This window comes from Roseibium aggregatum (assembly GCF_017309185.1).
GTDB lineage: Bacteria > Pseudomonadota > Alphaproteobacteria > Rhizobiales > Stappiaceae > Roseibium > Roseibium aggregatum_B.
In genome coordinates this window covers 1006980-1022874 of record NZ_JAEKJZ010000001.1, presented here as the reverse complement: position 1 = coordinate 1022874, position 15895 = coordinate 1006980, and the positions used below count along the sequence as shown (strand labels likewise).

At 61.7% G+C, this 15895-nt stretch carries 13 protein-coding genes; 4 read left to right on the top strand and 9 right to left on the bottom strand.

The genetic code is table 11. The annotated features are described in order from the left end of the window. Positions 1–13: 13 nt before the first annotated feature. From fabD to JF539_RS04585, 3 genes are read right to left on the bottom strand one after another with little or no spacing between them, the layout of a single operon-like run. Entirely contained in the window at positions 14–2350 is a 2337-nt protein-coding gene (gene fabD, locus JF539_RS04595; RefSeq protein ID WP_207139157.1) for an ACP S-malonyltransferase, read from the bottom strand. Next, the gene (locus tag JF539_RS04590) at positions 2347–3996 is read right to left on the bottom strand and encodes a cyclic peptide export ABC transporter (protein ID WP_207139156.1); all 1650 of its coding nucleotides are present in this window, start codon (positions 3994–3996) and stop codon (positions 2347–2349) included. The genes fabD and JF539_RS04590 overlap by 4 nt, the downstream gene beginning before the upstream one ends. A 3-nt stretch (positions 3997–3999) precedes the next feature. Beyond that, positions 4000–5634, bottom strand: a complete 1635-nt coding sequence (locus tag JF539_RS04585) for a cyclic peptide export ABC transporter (protein WP_207139155.1) — start codon at positions 5632–5634, stop codon at positions 4000–4002. Positions 5635–6067: 433 nt separating this feature from the next. Between JF539_RS04585 and JF539_RS04580 the strand changes: the two genes are divergently transcribed. Both JF539_RS04580 and asnB read left to right on the top strand, forming a co-directional pair. Next, the gene (locus JF539_RS04580) at positions 6068–6316 is read left to right on the top strand and encodes an acyl carrier protein (protein ID WP_207139154.1); all 249 of its coding nucleotides are present in this window, start codon (positions 6068–6070) and stop codon (positions 6314–6316) included. Between the two features lie 21 nt (positions 6317–6337). Continuing rightward, positions 6338–8320: an asparagine synthase (glutamine-hydrolyzing) gene (gene asnB / locus JF539_RS04575; protein WP_207139153.1), complete on the top strand. Its 1983-nt coding sequence runs from the start codon at positions 6338–6340 to the stop codon at positions 8318–8320. On the opposite strand, the gene JF539_RS04570 is transcribed toward asnB, so the two are convergent. The 5 genes from JF539_RS04570 to JF539_RS04550 are packed head-to-tail and all read right to left on the bottom strand — an operon-like array spanning position 8298 to position 13130. After that, complete coding sequence (locus tag JF539_RS04570) at positions 8298–9068, bottom strand: enoyl-CoA hydratase/isomerase (protein WP_207139152.1); 771 nt, start codon at positions 9066–9068, stop codon at positions 8298–8300. The genes asnB and JF539_RS04570 overlap by 23 nt on opposite strands. Then, positions 9065–10291 (bottom strand): beta-ketoacyl synthase N-terminal-like domain-containing protein, encoded by a 1227-nt coding sequence (locus tag JF539_RS04565; protein ID WP_207139151.1) that lies wholly within the window; start codon positions 10289–10291, stop codon positions 9065–9067. The genes JF539_RS04570 and JF539_RS04565 overlap by 4 nt, the downstream gene beginning before the upstream one ends. Positions 10292–10295: 4 nt before the next feature. Continuing rightward, on the bottom strand, positions 10296–10541 hold the full coding sequence (locus tag JF539_RS04560) for an acyl carrier protein (RefSeq protein WP_207139150.1): 246 nt from the start codon (positions 10539–10541) through the stop codon (positions 10296–10298). A gap of 46 nt (positions 10542–10587) precedes the next feature. Then, a complete protein-coding gene (locus tag JF539_RS04555) occupies positions 10588–11844 on the bottom strand; it encodes a hydroxymethylglutaryl-CoA synthase family protein (RefSeq protein ID WP_207139149.1) in 1257 nt (418 codons plus the stop codon). Next, a complete protein-coding gene (locus JF539_RS04550) occupies positions 11841–13130 on the bottom strand; it encodes a cytochrome P450 (RefSeq protein ID WP_207139148.1) in 1290 nt (429 codons plus the stop codon). The genes JF539_RS04555 and JF539_RS04550 overlap by 4 nt, the downstream gene beginning before the upstream one ends. Before the next feature lie 120 nt (positions 13131–13250). On the opposite strand from JF539_RS04550, the gene JF539_RS04545 reads away from it, so the two are divergent. Next, positions 13251–14072, top strand: a complete 822-nt coding sequence (locus JF539_RS04545) for a metallophosphoesterase family protein (protein ID WP_207139147.1) — start codon at positions 13251–13253, stop codon at positions 14070–14072. Positions 14073–14104: 32 nt separating this feature from the next. Here JF539_RS04545 and JF539_RS04540 read toward each other — a convergent pair whose 3' ends face one another. Beyond that, the gene (locus JF539_RS04540; protein WP_207139146.1) at positions 14105–14914 is read right to left on the bottom strand and encodes a 4'-phosphopantetheinyl transferase family protein; all 810 of its coding nucleotides are present in this window, start codon (positions 14912–14914) and stop codon (positions 14105–14107) included. On the opposite strand from JF539_RS04540, the gene JF539_RS04535 reads away from it, so the two are divergent. After that, positions 14913–15881, top strand: a complete 969-nt coding sequence (locus JF539_RS04535; RefSeq protein ID WP_207139145.1) for an acyltransferase domain-containing protein — start codon at positions 14913–14915, stop codon at positions 15879–15881. The genes JF539_RS04540 and JF539_RS04535 overlap by 2 nt on opposite strands. Positions 15882–15895: the final 14 nt, after the last annotated feature.

Here is a 15895-nt window from a genome sequence, read left to right as displayed (position 1 = left end):
GGCCAACCTCCCCCTATCCCACCAGAACCGACAGACGGCGGTTCAGGAGATCCACCGTCTGCTCAAGCATGTGCAGGCCGATGGTGTCGGCATGACGGTTTCGCCAGGAGGCCAGATCCGTTCCGGCGACCCATTGGTTGAAGGCGCCCTGCGCCGGGCCGCAATGGACCTGGAAGTCGACCTTGCGGGCCATGTCGCCTTTCAGTGCCCAATCGGTGGTGTCCCGGTAGTAGCGCTTGAATACGAGCGCCATCTTGTGCTTGGGCATTTTTTCGGCGCGCTCGATCTCCGCAGCCGGATAAGAGCGCGCGACTTCTTCGAAGACGTCTTCGAAACTCCGGCCGAAATAGCGATCCTCGATCTGACCGCGAAGCCTGGGGTCGATGGCCTCCAGGCTCTCGCTCTGACGGTAGAGCGCGACCAGCTTTTCCGCACGCGCCGGAAAGAAGACGCCTTTCTTCAGAACCTGGATCTTCGAGCCGAGCTCGAACATCTCGCCCGAGGGGGCATAGGCGGTGTCGTAGACGTTGATTCCCTCAAGCATGTCCTTGACGGCGTCGCTGGTTCCCGCCTCGACCGTGCACTGGTTGATCGACCCGGTCACGATGAAGTCCGCGCCCAGCACCAGAACCGCGGCGACGGCCTCCGGGGTGCCGATACCACCAGCCGCACCGACAAAAAGCTTGCCGAAATCCTTGAACCTCTGTTCCGCCTCGTCCCTCAGTTTCAGGATCGGCGGGATCAGGGCAAACGGCATGCCCTGGTCCGTATGACCGCCGGAATCGGATTCAACGCAGATGGCGTCAGCCATTGGAACCTTGCGCAGAAGATCGACTTCCTCTGCCGTGATCAGTCCTTCCTTCAGCAGTTTTTCGACGAGCGGTTCCGGCGCGGCGCTGAGAAACTGCGCAGCGACATCGGGGCGGGAGACCTTTGCGATAATCTTGTTGCCAGCAAGGACCTTTCCGTTTTCCGCCCGCAGCCCCTTCGCCCGGTAGCGGACCAGGGCCTGGGTCACTTCCATGAAGGCCGAGGCCTCGACAATCCCGACACCTTCCTCAAGAAGAAGATCCGTCAGGTCGTCCTCCAGATAAGGCCGGTTGAGATGGGCGATGAAATTGACGCCGAAAGGGGCGTCGGCTGGCACTTGCGCGCGGATTTCCCGAATGGCGGTTCCGATCGCGGAGGTCGGAAGACCGGCGGCGCCGAAAAATCCGAGCAGACCGGCCTTGCCCATTCGGACCACCATCGCGGCGGAAGCGATCCCCTGGTACATGGCGCCGCTGACATAAGGGTATCGTACGCCGAACGCATCGCAAAAGGCGCGGGAGCCGATGTTTTCCATGGTGACTTGGCCAAAGGAGAAATTGGCGCCGTTCAGTTTCTTCGGTGGTTCGGTTCCCGTTTCAACCGCCGGATTTTCGGAGTGAACCTCTTCCGAAGCTTTCGCCGCAGCCTCTTCGGCGGCAAGGTCTCCGGCATCGAGCGGACCCGCTTCAAGCTCCGTCCGTTTGAACATCGGTCTCACGACCGGCGGCCCGTCCGGACCGATTTCCACGGTGTCGGCGAAGGCGACCCCTTTCGCGAGCAGATAGCGCAGGCTCTCGCTCCAGCGCACGGGTGCCGTAATCTGCTCGATCATGCGCGTCTTGATGTCCGCGTCCCTGTGCGGACGGGCTGTGACATTGGAGATCACAGAAACCTTTTGCGTGCCGAATTCGAAAGTCTCGAAGAACCCTGCAAATTGAGCGCGGGCGCCTTCCATGAAGGGCGTGTGAAAGGCACCGCTGACGGGCAGAACCTTGTAGTGAGAAGCCCCCGCCTTCAGGAACAGCTCCTCCGCGTCGACGATGGCCTCCCGCCTGCCGGACAGGACAATCTGCCTGGGCGTGTTGAAGTTCGCGGCGAACACATCCCCGACGCCCTCGTTGCGCAGAATGTCCTCGATGGCTCCGGCCTCGAGGCCAAGGACAGCGGCCATGCCGCCTCCCCGGGCTTGCGACATCAGCGCGCCGCGCTTCGCCACCAGTTTCAGACCGGATGCGAAATCAAGAACACCGGATGCGTAAAGCGCCACATATTCCGAGACGCTATGCCCCAGAAGGTAGCCGGGCGTCTCTTCCTCGTCTTCCATCTGCTTCAGCCAGGCAAGGCTGTTCACGACATAGAGCGCCGGCTGGGTATATTCGGTCTGGCTCAGCTTCTCGATCGGACCGTCCTGGCAAAGCGTGGAAATACGGTAACCGAGGATATCGTCCGCCTGCTCGACCCGATCCTTGAACCGGATGAACGTGTCATGACCCATTCCGAGACGCTGTGCGCCCTGACCGGGGAACATAAAGACCTTCATTGCTCCTCCAACTCGGCCTTCGTCCTGACCCACTCTATGGTCCCCAGGTCCAGTTTGACCACCCGGTCGGCGACATTCCAGTATTTTTCGTCGTGGGTCGTCGCAATGACCGTTTTGCCCTCTTCCCGAAGCCTGGGAATAATCTCGTTGTAGAAGCTGTCGCGGAAGTGAACGTCCTGCTCGGCCGACCACTCATCGAAGACATAGGCCGGGCGGTCCTCGACAATCGCCGCGATCAGCGCGAGCCGCTTTCTCTGACCGGTTGACAGGTGAAGCTGGTTGAAGCGGCCGTTCTCAAAGGTGACCTTCTCGGCGAGCCCCATTTCCGCGATCAGCCGGTTGACCCGACTCGGATCGATATCCTCCAGGCCGTACAGCCGGTCGAACAGGTGAAAATCGACGAATACGGAGGAAAACAGTTCCCGGTATCCCGCAATCGCCTTGCCGGAGACCGTTGCCTCGTCGACCCCGATCCAGCCCGACTGCACCGGATAAAGTCCGGTCATCATGCGCAAGGCCGTCGATTTACCACTGCCGTTGCCGCCGACCAGGAAAATCACCTCGCCCCGGGAAACGGTCAGGTTGAGCGGGCCGACGACATAGGCCTCCGGGTCCTTTGGATCGTAGCTGAAGCGGATGCCGTTGAAGTCAATTGTCGAAAAATCGATGAATGAGCGGGCGAAGTGGCGCGCCTCGTCGGGCGATATGCTCGCCCCCTCGGAAAGCTCCCGGTCGACGGTCAGGATCGACTGCAGCCCGACCTCCGCCCGCATGAACATTGGGGACTGGGTCACCGTCTTGCCGAGCGTTCCCATGCAGAAGAGAAGCACCGGCACCAGCTGAAAGATCGTCGTCTTGTGACCGGCGACCAGATTCGGGAAAACGAACACAACGACGCCCAGCATCGTGAACATCGCGATGCTTCCCAGCATGATCAGCGAAACCCAGTGCTCAACCGAGCGCACCAGCAGGCGTTCAAGGATATTCGATCTCTTCCGGTAGGCCGCCGCGACCGCATCGCTGCGCCGGGTGTTCAGACGCAATTCCTTGCTGCCGTTGATGATATCGAGAATGGCGTCGAGCATTTCCGCCTGCATGCGCTCCACCAGCCGCAGAATGTTGCGGTAGCGGTTGTCGATGACCTTGTAGCCGAGGACGCCTGCCCCGATGGTCGCCAGAAGAACGAAGAACGCGGCGGGCGACAGATAAAGCAGATAGAAGGTCGCGACCAGGAGCAGGATGACTTGCTGAATGGCATCGACGATCAGGGGAAAGGTGACCGAAAGGTGGTTGGTCTCCTTGGCCACCAGATTGTAGAGCTGGCCCCGGTCCAGCCGATCGACCACAAGAAGTTCCGATTTGCGCAACTTGTCGGCGATCTCGAGCCTGATCCGGTTCAGGAGTTCCTCGATGATTGCCATGGCCCGGGTGAGCGCGAACTGGTTGGCGAGGTAATAGAGGCCGAACGCCCCCAGAAAGGCGAGCCAACCGGGCAAACTGGGCCGGCCCGCATTGGCGACGGTTTCGGCAACATTGGTGATGACCACGATCAGGGCCGCGTTGGCGCAGCCGGCGATCAACGTCAGGACCCACATCCAGCGGAGCTGGCGCGGGTCCGCGCGTTTTATGAAGTCGAACAGCGCCATGCCCTATCCTTCTCCCTCGAGAAGGATCGTGCCGAGATCCAGCGAGAGACGGCGGTCGCAGCAGGACCAGTAGCGGTCGTCATGTGTCACCGCCAGGACGGTCTTGCCCCGGGCTTTGAAGTCGGGAAGCATCTCCGTGTAGTAGACTTCGCGGAAATGGGCATCCTGATCCGCCGCCCATTCGTCGAAGATATAGACCTCCCGGTCTTCGAGCAGGCTCACGATCATCGCCAGCCGCTTGCGCTGCCCCGTCGACAGCTCCCGGGTCGTGAACCGTCCGTTCTCGAAGCCCACCTTGTCGCTCAGCTCCATGCGCGCGATGAGCCTTTCGACATCCTCCCGGTCCGCGTCGGCGATACCGTAAAGCCTGTCGAAAAGATGGAAATCGGTGAAGATGCAGGAGAAGATCTCGCGGTATTCCTGCCGGTTGTCGTCGCCGATCTCTATCCCGTCGCACAGGATCCGCCCCTCTGCGGGCTTGTAAAGTCCGCAGAGGAGTTTCAGGGCGGTGGACTTGCCCGAGCCGTTGCCGCCGGTCAGGAAGATCGTCTCTCCCCGCTGCAGCGAAAGATCCAGAGGCCCGGCCTGAAAGGTGATATTGCCGTCGGCGTCGATATACTTGAATGCAACGCCGTCCAGTTCGATGGTGGAAAAATCCCGGAAGGGCGAGCGCTCCCGCGGTGAAGGTCCGACCGGACGAGGCGCTCCCCGATCGAGACGCCGCTCCAGGTCGTAGACATGCCCCAGTCCCGCTTCCGCCCGCCCGACGAGGCGGACGACGGAAATGATCGCGGCAATCGGGCCGAGCGAGAACACCGCTGCCGCGGTGATCTTGTAGATCGTGTCGGTGTAGCCGGAGAAGAATATCGGAAGCACGAAGACCACGACACCGACAAGCATGAAGATGAAGGCGTTCGAGAACTGCAGGAGGGTAACCCATCTCCCGCCCAGCCGGATCACGACCTCCTTGAGGCGGCCGGTCACAGCCGAAAAATGCGCGAACAGCGCGTCGTTCTTGTCCGCGTTCAGCCGGATTTCCTGAAAGCCGAGCGTGAAATGCATCAGGCTGTCGAGCATCTCCGCCTCCCGGTGGTGCACCTCTCCTAGCGACACCGTCAGGGCCTTTTGCCGCGACAGGAAAAAACGCACTCCGAGCGCGGTGAAGGTCGCGATCACAAGGAAGGACACAAAGGACAGAGCGGCGATGTAGAAAAACAGGAACAGCACCAAAAGCGCGCTTTGGGCCGCCCCGATCAGCAACGGCAGGGTCTGGGACAGGTGATCCGTTTCCTGGGCGACGGTCACATAGACATCGCCCTTCCCGAGCCGTTCCAGCGTCCTGAGATCGGCCTTCCGGATCTTGTTGACGATCCTGCGGCGTGTCGCCTCCAGCCGCGACTGGACGAAGCGGTTCGCCTGATGCAGAGCGGAGCGGTTGGAAAGAAGGAAGAAAAGCAAGGCCAGAACATAGGCCACGAGAAGCCTCGGCTCCACGGTCATTCCGACCAGAGACCGTTCCGCGGCATCGTTGACGAGGCCGACAAGGCCCGCATTGCCGAATCCGGACAGAGTGGCCAGAACGAGGATCATCCGGCGGCTGGCGGGCGGGCCGTCCCTGAGCAGGCGGAGGATATTCATGCCAGACCTGCCATTACCGGTTTTCGTCCCCCAAATCCGGTTTTTCCGGGTCTATCAGCTACTTCCTTGCCAGACGGACACCGCATGAAGCGTCGTCAGATCAACGGATGATCCACCTGCGTAATGCTATGCTGTGGACATGGCGCACGCAAGCGGGTTCAAAGGCGGTTTCATCATAAATCGAAAGAACTCCGGGGAAAAATCGACGCCTTTCCATGAAGCGAAATTCTCAAGCGTTCCAAGCACCTATGATAAAACTGCCAAGATCGGATTTTCCAAAGAATTTTCTTGAAAGCGCCCTATTTCCCGCCCCCGGGGACTGTCCCTCCGGGAGCCTATTGGCTAACCTGAAAGCTGCGCGAACTGATCGAGGACCCAATGAAGAAGGGCCCCAGTTCACACCCGGTGGCCCCATTCAGAGCGTTCGACCCTTATGAGCAAAATTCGAGACTTTGTCGAAGAACAGTTTCTGATCGAGTTCGACGAAAGCTTCCCGGAGAGCTCCGATCTCTTCAAGGAGGGCGTGATGGATTCCTTCGGCTACATTCAGCTGATCCGCTTTCTGGAACAGGAGTTCGGTATCAAGTTCACCGAGGAGGAGATGACCGGCGGCGTCATGGTGAGCCTGAGCCAAATCGAGCAAACGGTGGCGCGGAAAGTCGCGGACCGGACCGAAAGCTGATCCTGGACAGGAGGAAAGCCAATGTGCGGCATAGCCGGTATCCTCAATCCAGCTTCACCTTCCGACGCTCTTGGCGGCAACATCCGGGCCATGCTCGCCCAAATCGGTCATCGCGGCCCCGACGGTGCCGGCTATGTGGTCGATGACGGCTTCGCCATGGGTACCGTCCGCCTGGCAATCCTCGATCCGAAAGCCGGTGCCCAGCCGTTCGGCGACCCGAGCGGCCGTTACTGGCTCTGCTACAACGGCGAGATCTACAATTACCTTGAATTGCACCGTGAACTGGAAGCGCTTGGCTGCCGGTTCTCAACCAATTGCGACACCGAGGTCGTTCTGAATGCCTGGATAACCTGGGGTCCGGATTGCCTGCGCCGTTTCAACGGCGGCTTCGCCTTCGCCCTCTACGACAGCCAGACGGGCGACGTTTTCCTCGCCCGCGACCGTTTCGGCAAGCGGCCGATGTTTTATGCGCGCCACGGCGGCGGCCTGCTGTTCGCCTCGGAAATGAAGGCCTTTCTGGCGCTTCCGGGTTTCGCGTTCGAGCAGGACCCAGAGCAACTCACCTCGATCCTCGGACAATGGACCCCGCTGCCGCATCAGTCCGGTTTTCGCGGCATCGAAAGCCTGCCCATGGGCCAGTGGCTTTCCTTCCGAAGCGGCGCCTTGAAAACGGAAACCTATGCAAGTCTCCGGTTCGACGAGGGGCCCGAAGTCTTGACGGAGGACGACGCTCTCACCCTGATACGGGAGCGCCTGACCCGCAGCGTCGAACTGCGCCTGCGCAGCGATGTCGAAGTGGGCGTCTACCTGAGCGGCGGCGTGGACTCCGCGATTGTGGCGGCACTCGCCAAGGATTTCTCCACCAAACCGCTCTCCACCTTTTCCGTCGAGTTCGAAGACGCGGAATTCGATGAGTCCTCGGACCAGCAACTGGTTTCAAGCCATCTTGGAACAAGGCACTGCGCCCAGCGCATCACCCATGCCGATATCGCGGACACAACACCCGCCGCGGTCTATCACGCCGAAGTTCCCGCGTTCCGGAGCGCCTTCGTGCCGATGTATATCCTGTCCAGGCGGACGAAGGACGAAGGCATCAAGGTTATCCTGAGCGGCGAAGGCGCGGACGAAGCCTTCCTCGGTTACGACCTTTTCAAGGAAACCCTGTTGCGCGCCGAATGGGACCGGCTGCCGGACGACGTGCGCCGCTCGCGGCTGGAACAGCTTTATCCGCATCTCAGCCATTACGGGCCGAAGGATATCGCGGCGGTCACCGGGCTCTACCATCAGTTCTCGCAAGAAAAGATGCCGGGGCTCTTTTCCCATGAACTCAGATTTCAAAACGGTCAGTTCTCCGCCCGCCTTCTGAAAGACGCCGGATCGCCGTTCGCGGCGATAACCGATTTCGTCGCCGCGCAGGACGATTACGCCGGGCTGTCGCCGGTCGAAAAGGCCCAGTGGCTGGAATACAAGACCCTGCTTCCGGGCTATCTGCTGTCGACGCAGGGCGAGCGCATGAGCCTTGCGCACGGGGTCGAGAACCGCTGTCCCTTCCTGGACCCGGATGTCTTTGCGCTCGCCACATCGGTCAATCTGAAATTCGACGACGGCTTCACCGAAAAGCGCCTCTTGCGCGAGGCTTTTCGGTCCCGCTTGCCGGAGCGGATCGTCGACAAGCGCAAGTTCCCCTACCGCGCACCGGATGCCGCCGCCTTCGCCGCCCAGCGCCCCGGTTACCTGGACCTGGTCCTCAGCGAGACCGAACTTGCGAAACTGCCATACCTGAACGCCAAATTCGCCCAGCGCCTCGCAACCAAGGTGCTGACCAAACCGGCCGGCGAGGTCAGCACGAAGGAAAACCAGACCTTCCTCTATCTCCTGTCGATGTCGCTGCTCGAGCGCGCCTTCGTCCGGCGCGAGGGATTGCCGCAAGCCAACCTGCCGCCGCTGCAAAAGGTCATCGACCTTACCGAGACTAAGAAATCTATTCTTCCCACGGGAACTTGAGATCGGTCACGTAACGCCGAATTCCGGCCAGAACAACAGGGTCGGAAAACACCGCGCGATTGGCTTCAAGCGCAGCGGAGCGATCCTGGACCGGATCGCCGGAGCAGCCCGCCAGATAGGCCTTGTAGCGTGCAATCGCGGGGCGTCCAAGGTGCCGCAACCGCGCCAGATGCTGGCGCAGAGCGGCCTCCGCGTCGTCAGCCGTCACATCGACAAGTCCGGAAGCCAGGGCATCCGCGGCGGTCACCGGCTTCGTCATCAAAGTCATGTAGTGGGCGCGCTGTTTGCCGATCCGCGCGATCAGGAACGGCAGAACGCAGGCCGGGAACAGGCCGAACAGCAATTCGGACAGTGAAAAGCTTGCGGTCTTGCCGGCGATCACGATATCCGACGCCGCGACGAAACCGACGCCACCGGCGTTGACGCGGCCCTTGACCAGCGCCACCGTAACGAAGGGGCCCTGCGCCAGTTTCAGCCAGAGATCGTAAAGCGGCGCCGGGTCGCCGGCCGAACCGTTCTCGGTCACGGCCTCGAAATCGCCGCCCGCGCAAAACACCTCCTCGCCACCTTCGATAACGACCACCGTGACCGGCTTGCCGTCCTGCCCCTCCGCACCCGCGCAAACCTCCAGGACGTGCCCGAGTTCCCGGATCATCGGCGCATTGATCGCGTTGCCGACATCCGGACGATCGAACGCGATCCGGCAGAGGCTATCCTTGAAACTCACCTTGAGGGTTTCGTAACTCATCGAGCTCTTGCCCCCGTGCCTGGAGCGCCGATCACCAGCGCGGTATCGATCCCGCCAAATCCGAAGGAAAATTTCAGCGCGTGCCGGATTTCATGGCCCACAGCTTCGCCGCCCACCCAATCGAAACTCGGGTCCAGCGGGTTCTCCAGGTTCCGGGTCGGGTGCAGACGGCCTTCCCGTATCTGCAAGAGCACGGCAGCCACCTCGATGGCGCCAGCCGCACTCAGCCCGTGACCGAGGATCGACTTGGTCGCGTTGATCCGCGCGTGCTGCAGGTCCAAGGTCCGGTAGGTCTCGCATTCCGCGTCATCGCCAGCCGGCGTGCCCGTGGCGTGGCCGTTGACATAATCGATATCGGCAAGCCCCAGCCCGGCATCGGACAGAGCCATTTTCGCCGCCCGGACCTGACCGGCCGAGCTGGGTTCGGGACCGCGCGATCCGTCGGCGACATGGCCGGCGCCGAGTAACTCGCCGTAGATCTTGTGCTTCGAGGTCAAGCCTTGCCGGCACAGAACCACGGCCGCGCAGGCCTCGCCATAGATGAAGCCGTCCCGATCGGCGTCCATCGGCCGGCAGGCCTTTCCGGGTTTATCCGCGAACCGTGCCGAGCCCATCGCGCCGAGAGAGCGCATCGCATGAAGATCGTAGGCGGAGAGATCCTGCAGGGCCCCCATCGCGATGCAGACATCCACCCGGCCGGACCGGATGGCCTCCATCGCCTGGATAACGGCAACAGACCCACTCGCCGAAGCTCCTCCGATCGTCATGGAAAAGCCGCGGATCGGATAGCTGGAGGTACACAGACCGCAGATATCCGTATCGAGGAACATGTGACCATGGCGCGGCGGCAAATAGGAAAGCCTGCCCGCGTAATCCCTCGCCGCGAGGGCCTGCTCCCGGGACATCAGATTGCTTCCCCCGACGACCAGCCCGATCCGCTCCGGATCGACAGCGTCGAGGTCCGCTTCCAGCCAGGCTTCCTTCAGGACCGTCAGGGCGACGCGGCCGCTCAAGGTCGCCGACCGGGCCAGGCGCGTGGGCAGGACTTCGGGGAGCTCGGGCATTTCCACGCCGAGGAACGACGCTTCACCCTCTGCCGGCTCCCGGCCCTCGCGTTTCAGCTCTGAAAAGAGATCAGGGGCTTCGAACAGTCCCGCCCGGAAAGCGGCCTTGCCATGCCCCAGGCCGCAGGCAACGCCGATCCCGGTGACAACGGCCGCCACATTCCTACCCCGCGCTTTTCGCCAGCAAAAGCTCGGCCAGCCCGCCGATATTCCTGGCGCCGTGCAACTGCACCATCGGGATCTTCAGGCCCAGCTTTTCCATCGCCGCAAGAATGACTTCGCTGCGCTCGATGGAATCGACCCCGAGCTCCGCCATGGAATCCTGCGCCGTGATCGGCTGCCCGGCCAGTTCCGGCACGGTTTCGCGGATTTCTGCGATGATGATCTCTGCGATTTGATTGCTGTCCAACGCAGCCTCCCTGAAGCCCGCCTAAGAACCGTTTTTCGACTCGCGGTCAGATCCAAATATAGTTGCGGTGGTAACCCACGACCGTATCGAGAACAAGCCGGTCGCCATGTCCCGTTTCCGGCCAGGCACCCGGAACGACCTGATGGTTGAGTTCCGCGTCCTTCGTTCCGAAACGCACGGTTTCCCTACCCGACAGCAGGTGTTCGTATTCGGCGATGGAGAGGCGATAGCGCTTGTCCAGTTCCGCCGAAATTCCCATCGATCCAAGACGTTTCCTGCTTTCGGGGGAAATCACACCGCTGAAGAATTCCGAACAGCACCCCGAGCCGTAGGAGAACAGGCCGATGCGGACCGGTTGGTCCAGGTCAACTGTATCGATGGTCCCGGCCAGCGCCACAAAGACGGAACCGCCTGCCGTATTGCCAACCCTTTGTCCATAAGCGAGGCTCGGCCCGAGCCGGTTGTCGAAATCGGCGGCGATCTCCGCCGGCGGGGTCTTGTAGAGCTTGCGCATCAGGTGCCGATGCGCGCCCTTGACCATGCCGCCGAAGGGCGTGTGAAAACAAAGCTGGGCGAAGCTTTCCTTGAAATCCACCCCTTCCACGCGACTGGTGTAGTCGTCAAAGGCCCCGGCGCAGCAATCGAGATAGGCCATCAGCGACAGATCGGCATCTCCGGCCTCCGTATCGGGCCCGGGACGGCAGGTGTCCATGACCTCGAAGGCGTGGTTGCCATAGGCACCAGCATCGATCTGGAACACATGCGGCGTGTCGGAAACCAGCATGGCTACGGCGCCCGCGCCTGAGCTCGGCTCGGAATAGGCCCATTCCTGGATTGCGTTGGCATCGGCGAGCGCGAACCTGGAAATATCGGTCGTGACCACCAGCGCCTTCGCTCCGGGCGAGGTCTGCGAGAGAACGAAATTGACCGCCATCTGCAGTCCGGCGGCCCCGGAGTAACAGGCCTGCTTGATCTCGAACAGCCGGCAGTTCGGCGAAAGGTTCAGGTACTTGTGCAGGTAGGTGCTGATCGACTTGCCGAAATCGATGCCGGACTCCGTGCAGGTCACCACCATCTCGATCCGGCCGCGCTCTTCCGCCGTCAATCCGTCGACGACGGGCCGGGCGGCATTCACCGCGAAGGTAACCGGGTCCTCGTACGGCAGGGCGACCGTTTTTTCCCGCATCAGCAGGTTCTCGAAACGGGGCATGTCGAGGCCGCGGTGATCGCACAGCTCGCGCACATCCAGAGAGGCCATGCCGCCAAAGACATTCATGACTTCGATACCGACCGTGGAACTCATGCGGCGGTCCTGACACGCAGCGGCAGATGACCGAGGCCGCGGGCGTTCATGCGGTCAAGCCGCCACTCGGGCTCGCCGGCCAGTTCAATATGCGGGAATCTTTCAAGCACGGAGGCAAAGGCAATCTGAGCCTCCAGACGCGCGAGCGGCGCGCCAATGCAGAAATGCGCACCGCCGCCAAAGGTGAACTGCGCATTGGCCGGACGCGCGAGGTCCAGGTCGTCCGCCCGCTCGAAGCGCGCGGGATCGCGGTTGATGGCGCCGATCAGGCCGATCACCGGCGCGCCTTTCGGGATGACTGTTCCCTCAACCTCGAAATCCTCCCGCGCCACCCGCAGGATCATGTTGCCGCCCGGCTCCATGCGCAGAAACTCCTCAATAGCGGTCCGTATCAGCCCGCTGTCGTTTCTCAGGCGCGCCAGCTCCTCGGGATGGCGCAACAACAGAAGCATGCCGTTGCCGATCAGCGTGACCGTGGTCTCGTGTCCGGCGACAAGCATGGACACCAGGTTGGTCAGCGTTTCTTCCTCGTTGAGTGTGCCGTCCCTGTTCGCCTGAATGGCAAGGCCCATGAGATTGTCTTCCTGCCTGCCCTCCCGGGACTGGATCTGCTCGCGCAGGAAGTCCTTGAACTCGGACAAGGCATCCAGGGCCTCCTGCTTCTGGTCCGGCGTCATCAGGATGTCGCCGATGCGGATCAGCGACGCGCTCCAGCGGCCGATTGTTTCATCCAGGCTTTCGGGGATATCGAAGAGTTCGCACAAAACGCGCAACGGCAAGGGACCGGCGAAGGCTTCGATGAAATCGACCTCCCCTTCCTCTGGCATGGCATCCAGCAGCCTTGCGGCCTGTTGCTCGATCAGCGGCGCCATGGAGGTCATCGCCTGGGCGCGGAAGGCCGGTTCGTAGACCTTGCGCATGCGCTTGTGCTCTTCGCCGTCGCTGTTGATCATCTGCGGCTGGAATTCGCTGAAGAGCTTGAAACCGACCGGATCATACTGGCGGTAATCGTCCGAATTCCAGCCTCCGGCCCAGTTTCTCGTATCCCGTCCCATCTCCGAAGACTTCGACACACGTGCAAAGGCCTTGTGGCCGAGAATGAAATAGATGCCGTTGCGCTCATCGAAATGCACAGGTCCCAGCGCCTGAAGGCGGCGCAATTCGGGATAAGGATTTTCAAGAAAGTCCCGATCGGACAGGATCGACCACCAGTCAATCGCGTTTTCATCTTCGGGTTTGTCCCCGGTCACCGGAGCGGTCCCCTCGGTTTGGCAGTCATCGGCCATACATGCTCTTCATCGGGGTGGATCGGGATCGATTTATGTGTGCTTTATGCGAAGTGTTTCCTATGTGTAGGTCAGCGTCAAGGAAGGAGGATGTGAACCCACAAATGAAGACGGAATGGAATGAAACTTAAAGCCATCAGCGATCTCCATCTGGCCAGCCAGGCAAATCGGGACGCCCTTCTGGAAATGCCCGACTACGGCCCGGACTGGCTGATCGTTGCCGGCGACGTCGGCGAACGGTTCGCCCATGTGCGGTTCGCGTTCGAGGTTTTCACACGCAAATTCGCCAAGGTTTTCTGGGTTCCGGGAAATCACGACCTGTGGGCGATCCCGGAGGAAAGGGATCAACCCGCGCTGATCGGCGAGGGCCGGTATCGCGCGCTTGTGAACGTCGCGCGCGATTATGGCGTTCTCACACCCGAAGACCCTTACGAAATCTGGCCCGGCGCAGGTGGCGCACATGCTGTCGCGCCGCTCTTTCTCCTTTACGACTACAGCTTCCGCCCCGACCACGTCGACCGCGAAACGGTCGTTTCATGGGCCCGCGAAAAAGGGTCGGTCTGCGCCGACGAGATGTTCCTCAATCCGTCCCCCTTCGAAAGCCGGGAGGACTGGTGCGCCAGACGCTGCGAGGAGACCGAACGGCGTCTTTTGGAACTCCCGGAGGACATGCCGACGATTCTCGTCAATCACTATCCGCTGCGCCGGGATCTGATCCATATCCCGCGTGTGCCGCGGTTCACGCCCTGGTGCGGTACGCGTAAGACCGAGGACTGGCACAGGCGATTCAATGCCCGTGTCGTCGTCTCGGGCCACCTGCACACGCGCCGGACGGACTGGCGGGACGGCACCCGGTTCGAAGAGGTTTCGCTTGGCTATCCGCCCCAGTGGGATCAAAGCCTCGGCATCGCGCCCTACTTGCGCGACATCCTGCCAGCGTAGGGTACGGACCGGAAGATTGCGGCTTTCAGGCGTCAGGAGCCGGCAAGATCCAGCAGATACCCGAGCGGCGCCTGCCGCGTGTCGACGCTCAAGCGCTCCTTCGCCGGATGGCGCACCGCCAGAGCCATCAGATGTTTCGGTCCGAGGCGATATCTCTCGAAATGCCAGTTGGCCGGATCGTCGGCCATATGGTCCCGGAAGGTGATCCGCGTTTCCTCAAGATCGAATGCAAAGGCGTCAAGCGGTTGCGACAGGCCCTTGCCGATGGCCTTCACATAGGCTTCCTTGAGGGTCCAGTAGCTCAGAAAAACGTCGAGTTTTTCAACCTCCGAAGTCGCCACGACCGCACGGTATTCACTGTCGGCGAACATCCGCTTCGCCAGGGCGTCCGCCTCGGCGGTTCGCTGCAGCCACTCCACGTCGACCCCGATGTCATGATCCTGCGTCAAGGCGACGGCGGCGCAGCCTTTTGTGTGGGAAATATTGACCCTGAACCTCGGCTCCCCCGACGGGCAGATCAGTTCCGGCTTGCCGTGGTCCTCGACCGAAAACCGGAAGCTTTCGGGGGGGGGCCCGAGACAATAGCTGAGAAGGCCCCTGCAGGCGGCATGGGCGGCCGTGTAGATCTCCCTGTCGCGCTCGAAATGAAAGCGCGCTGACCTGACGCGCTCCTCCTCGGACAGGAGCGAACCAAGCCGCGGCCAATCCTCCTCCCCGATCAGTTCCATCGGCAACCACCAGAGCGCGACGCGATCCCGGTCGACGAGTGTCTTGCCGCCGGTCGCGGGCCCGTGCGACAAGAAGCCGTCATCCGCTGGACTATCCTGCAAGGTCTTTTGCATGCTCTCGAATTCCCCGTCCCTGCCCACCGCCTTCTTTTTCGCCGGGCAAGGGTCTCAGTACTATCACATGGCGGCGGATCTCATGCACGCCGAGCCGGTTTTCCGGCAATGGATGGAGATCGGTGACCGGATCGTGCGGTCCGCGCAAGGCTTTTCTCCGCTGGAGACTATCTATTCCGCGCAGCGGAGCAAGACCGAGCCGTTCGACCATCTCGAACACTCCCATCCCGCCCTCTTCATGACCCAGTTCGCCGCGGCCAAACTGCTCCAGGACAGGGGCGTCCGGCCTGATCTCCTGATCGGGGTAAGCCTCGGCGAGTTTGTTGCCATGAGCGTCGCCGGCATGCTGCCTTTCGAGACCGCGCTCAGGGCCATCGCCCGGCAACCCTCCGTCTTTCGCAAGTCCACTCCTCCCGGCGCGCTGATCGCGATGCTCGGCCCCGAAACTCTCCTGCAAGACTCCCACGTGCTCAGGGACACGGCCGTCATCGCCGGCGTCAATGCCGAAAGCCACTGCGTGATCGCCTGCCTGGAGACCGATTCGGAGCGCGTGACATCCGAGCTGCGCCGTCTGGATGTCGCCTTTCAGAAACTGCCGGTGCCTTTCGCCTTTCATTCGCACTTCGTCGAAACGGCAAGGGACGATTACCTGGCGACCGTCGCCGGCCTTGCCTTCGAAACACCGTTCTGGCCGGTCTGGTCCGCCTGCCTCGCCGCGCCGCTGGACACCGTCGACGGCGGCCTGCTCTGGCGGATTGTGCGCGAACCGATGCGGCTGCGCTCCACCCTCGCCGCGATCGAGGCGAAGGGTGGAGCCCATTATATCGACCTCAGCCCGACCGGCACCCTCGCCGCCGTCCTGCGGCAGAAGCTGACGGCCCCCTCGCCCTCGAAAGTGAGCCCGCTGATGTCGCCGTTTGGTGGGGATCTGAAGCGGCTGGAGAAGCTTGTCGAGGCAGGTGTTTGAGTGGGAGAGATTCT

Excerpts from the sequence above, each read along its gene's own strand:
- JF539_RS04540 (WP_207139146.1), bottom strand. The coding sequence starts at position 14,914 with ATGCAAAAGACCTTGCAGGATAGTCCAGCGGATGACGGCTTCTTGTCG.
- JF539_RS04585 (WP_207139155.1), bottom strand. The coding sequence starts at position 5,634 with ATGAATATCCTCCGCCTGCTCAGGGACGGCCCGCCCGCCAGCCGCCGG.
- JF539_RS04580 (WP_207139154.1), top strand. The coding sequence starts at position 6,068 with ATGAGCAAAATTCGAGACTTTGTCGAAGAACAGTTTCTGATCGAGTTC.
- asnB (WP_207139153.1), top strand. The coding sequence starts at position 6,338 with ATGTGCGGCATAGCCGGTATCCTCAATCCAGCTTCACCTTCCGACGCT.
- JF539_RS04570 (WP_207139152.1), bottom strand. The coding sequence starts at position 9,068 with ATGAGTTACGAAACCCTCAAGGTGAGTTTCAAGGATAGCCTCTGCCGG.
- JF539_RS04545 (WP_207139147.1), top strand. The coding sequence starts at position 13,251 with ATGAAACTTAAAGCCATCAGCGATCTCCATCTGGCCAGCCAGGCAAAT.
- JF539_RS04555 (WP_207139149.1), bottom strand. The coding sequence starts at position 11,844 with ATGAGTTCCACGGTCGGTATCGAAGTCATGAATGTCTTTGGCGGCATG.
- JF539_RS04535 (WP_207139145.1), top strand. The coding sequence starts at position 14,913 with ATGCTCTCGAATTCCCCGTCCCTGCCCACCGCCTTCTTTTTCGCCGGG.
- JF539_RS04590 (WP_207139156.1), bottom strand. The coding sequence starts at position 3,996 with ATGGCGCTGTTCGACTTCATAAAACGCGCGGACCCGCGCCAGCTCCGC.
- JF539_RS04550 (WP_207139148.1), bottom strand. The coding sequence starts at position 13,130 with ATGGCCGATGACTGCCAAACCGAGGGGACCGCTCCGGTGACCGGGGAC.
- fabD (WP_207139157.1), bottom strand. The coding sequence starts at position 2,350 with ATGAAGGTCTTTATGTTCCCCGGTCAGGGCGCACAGCGTCTCGGAATG.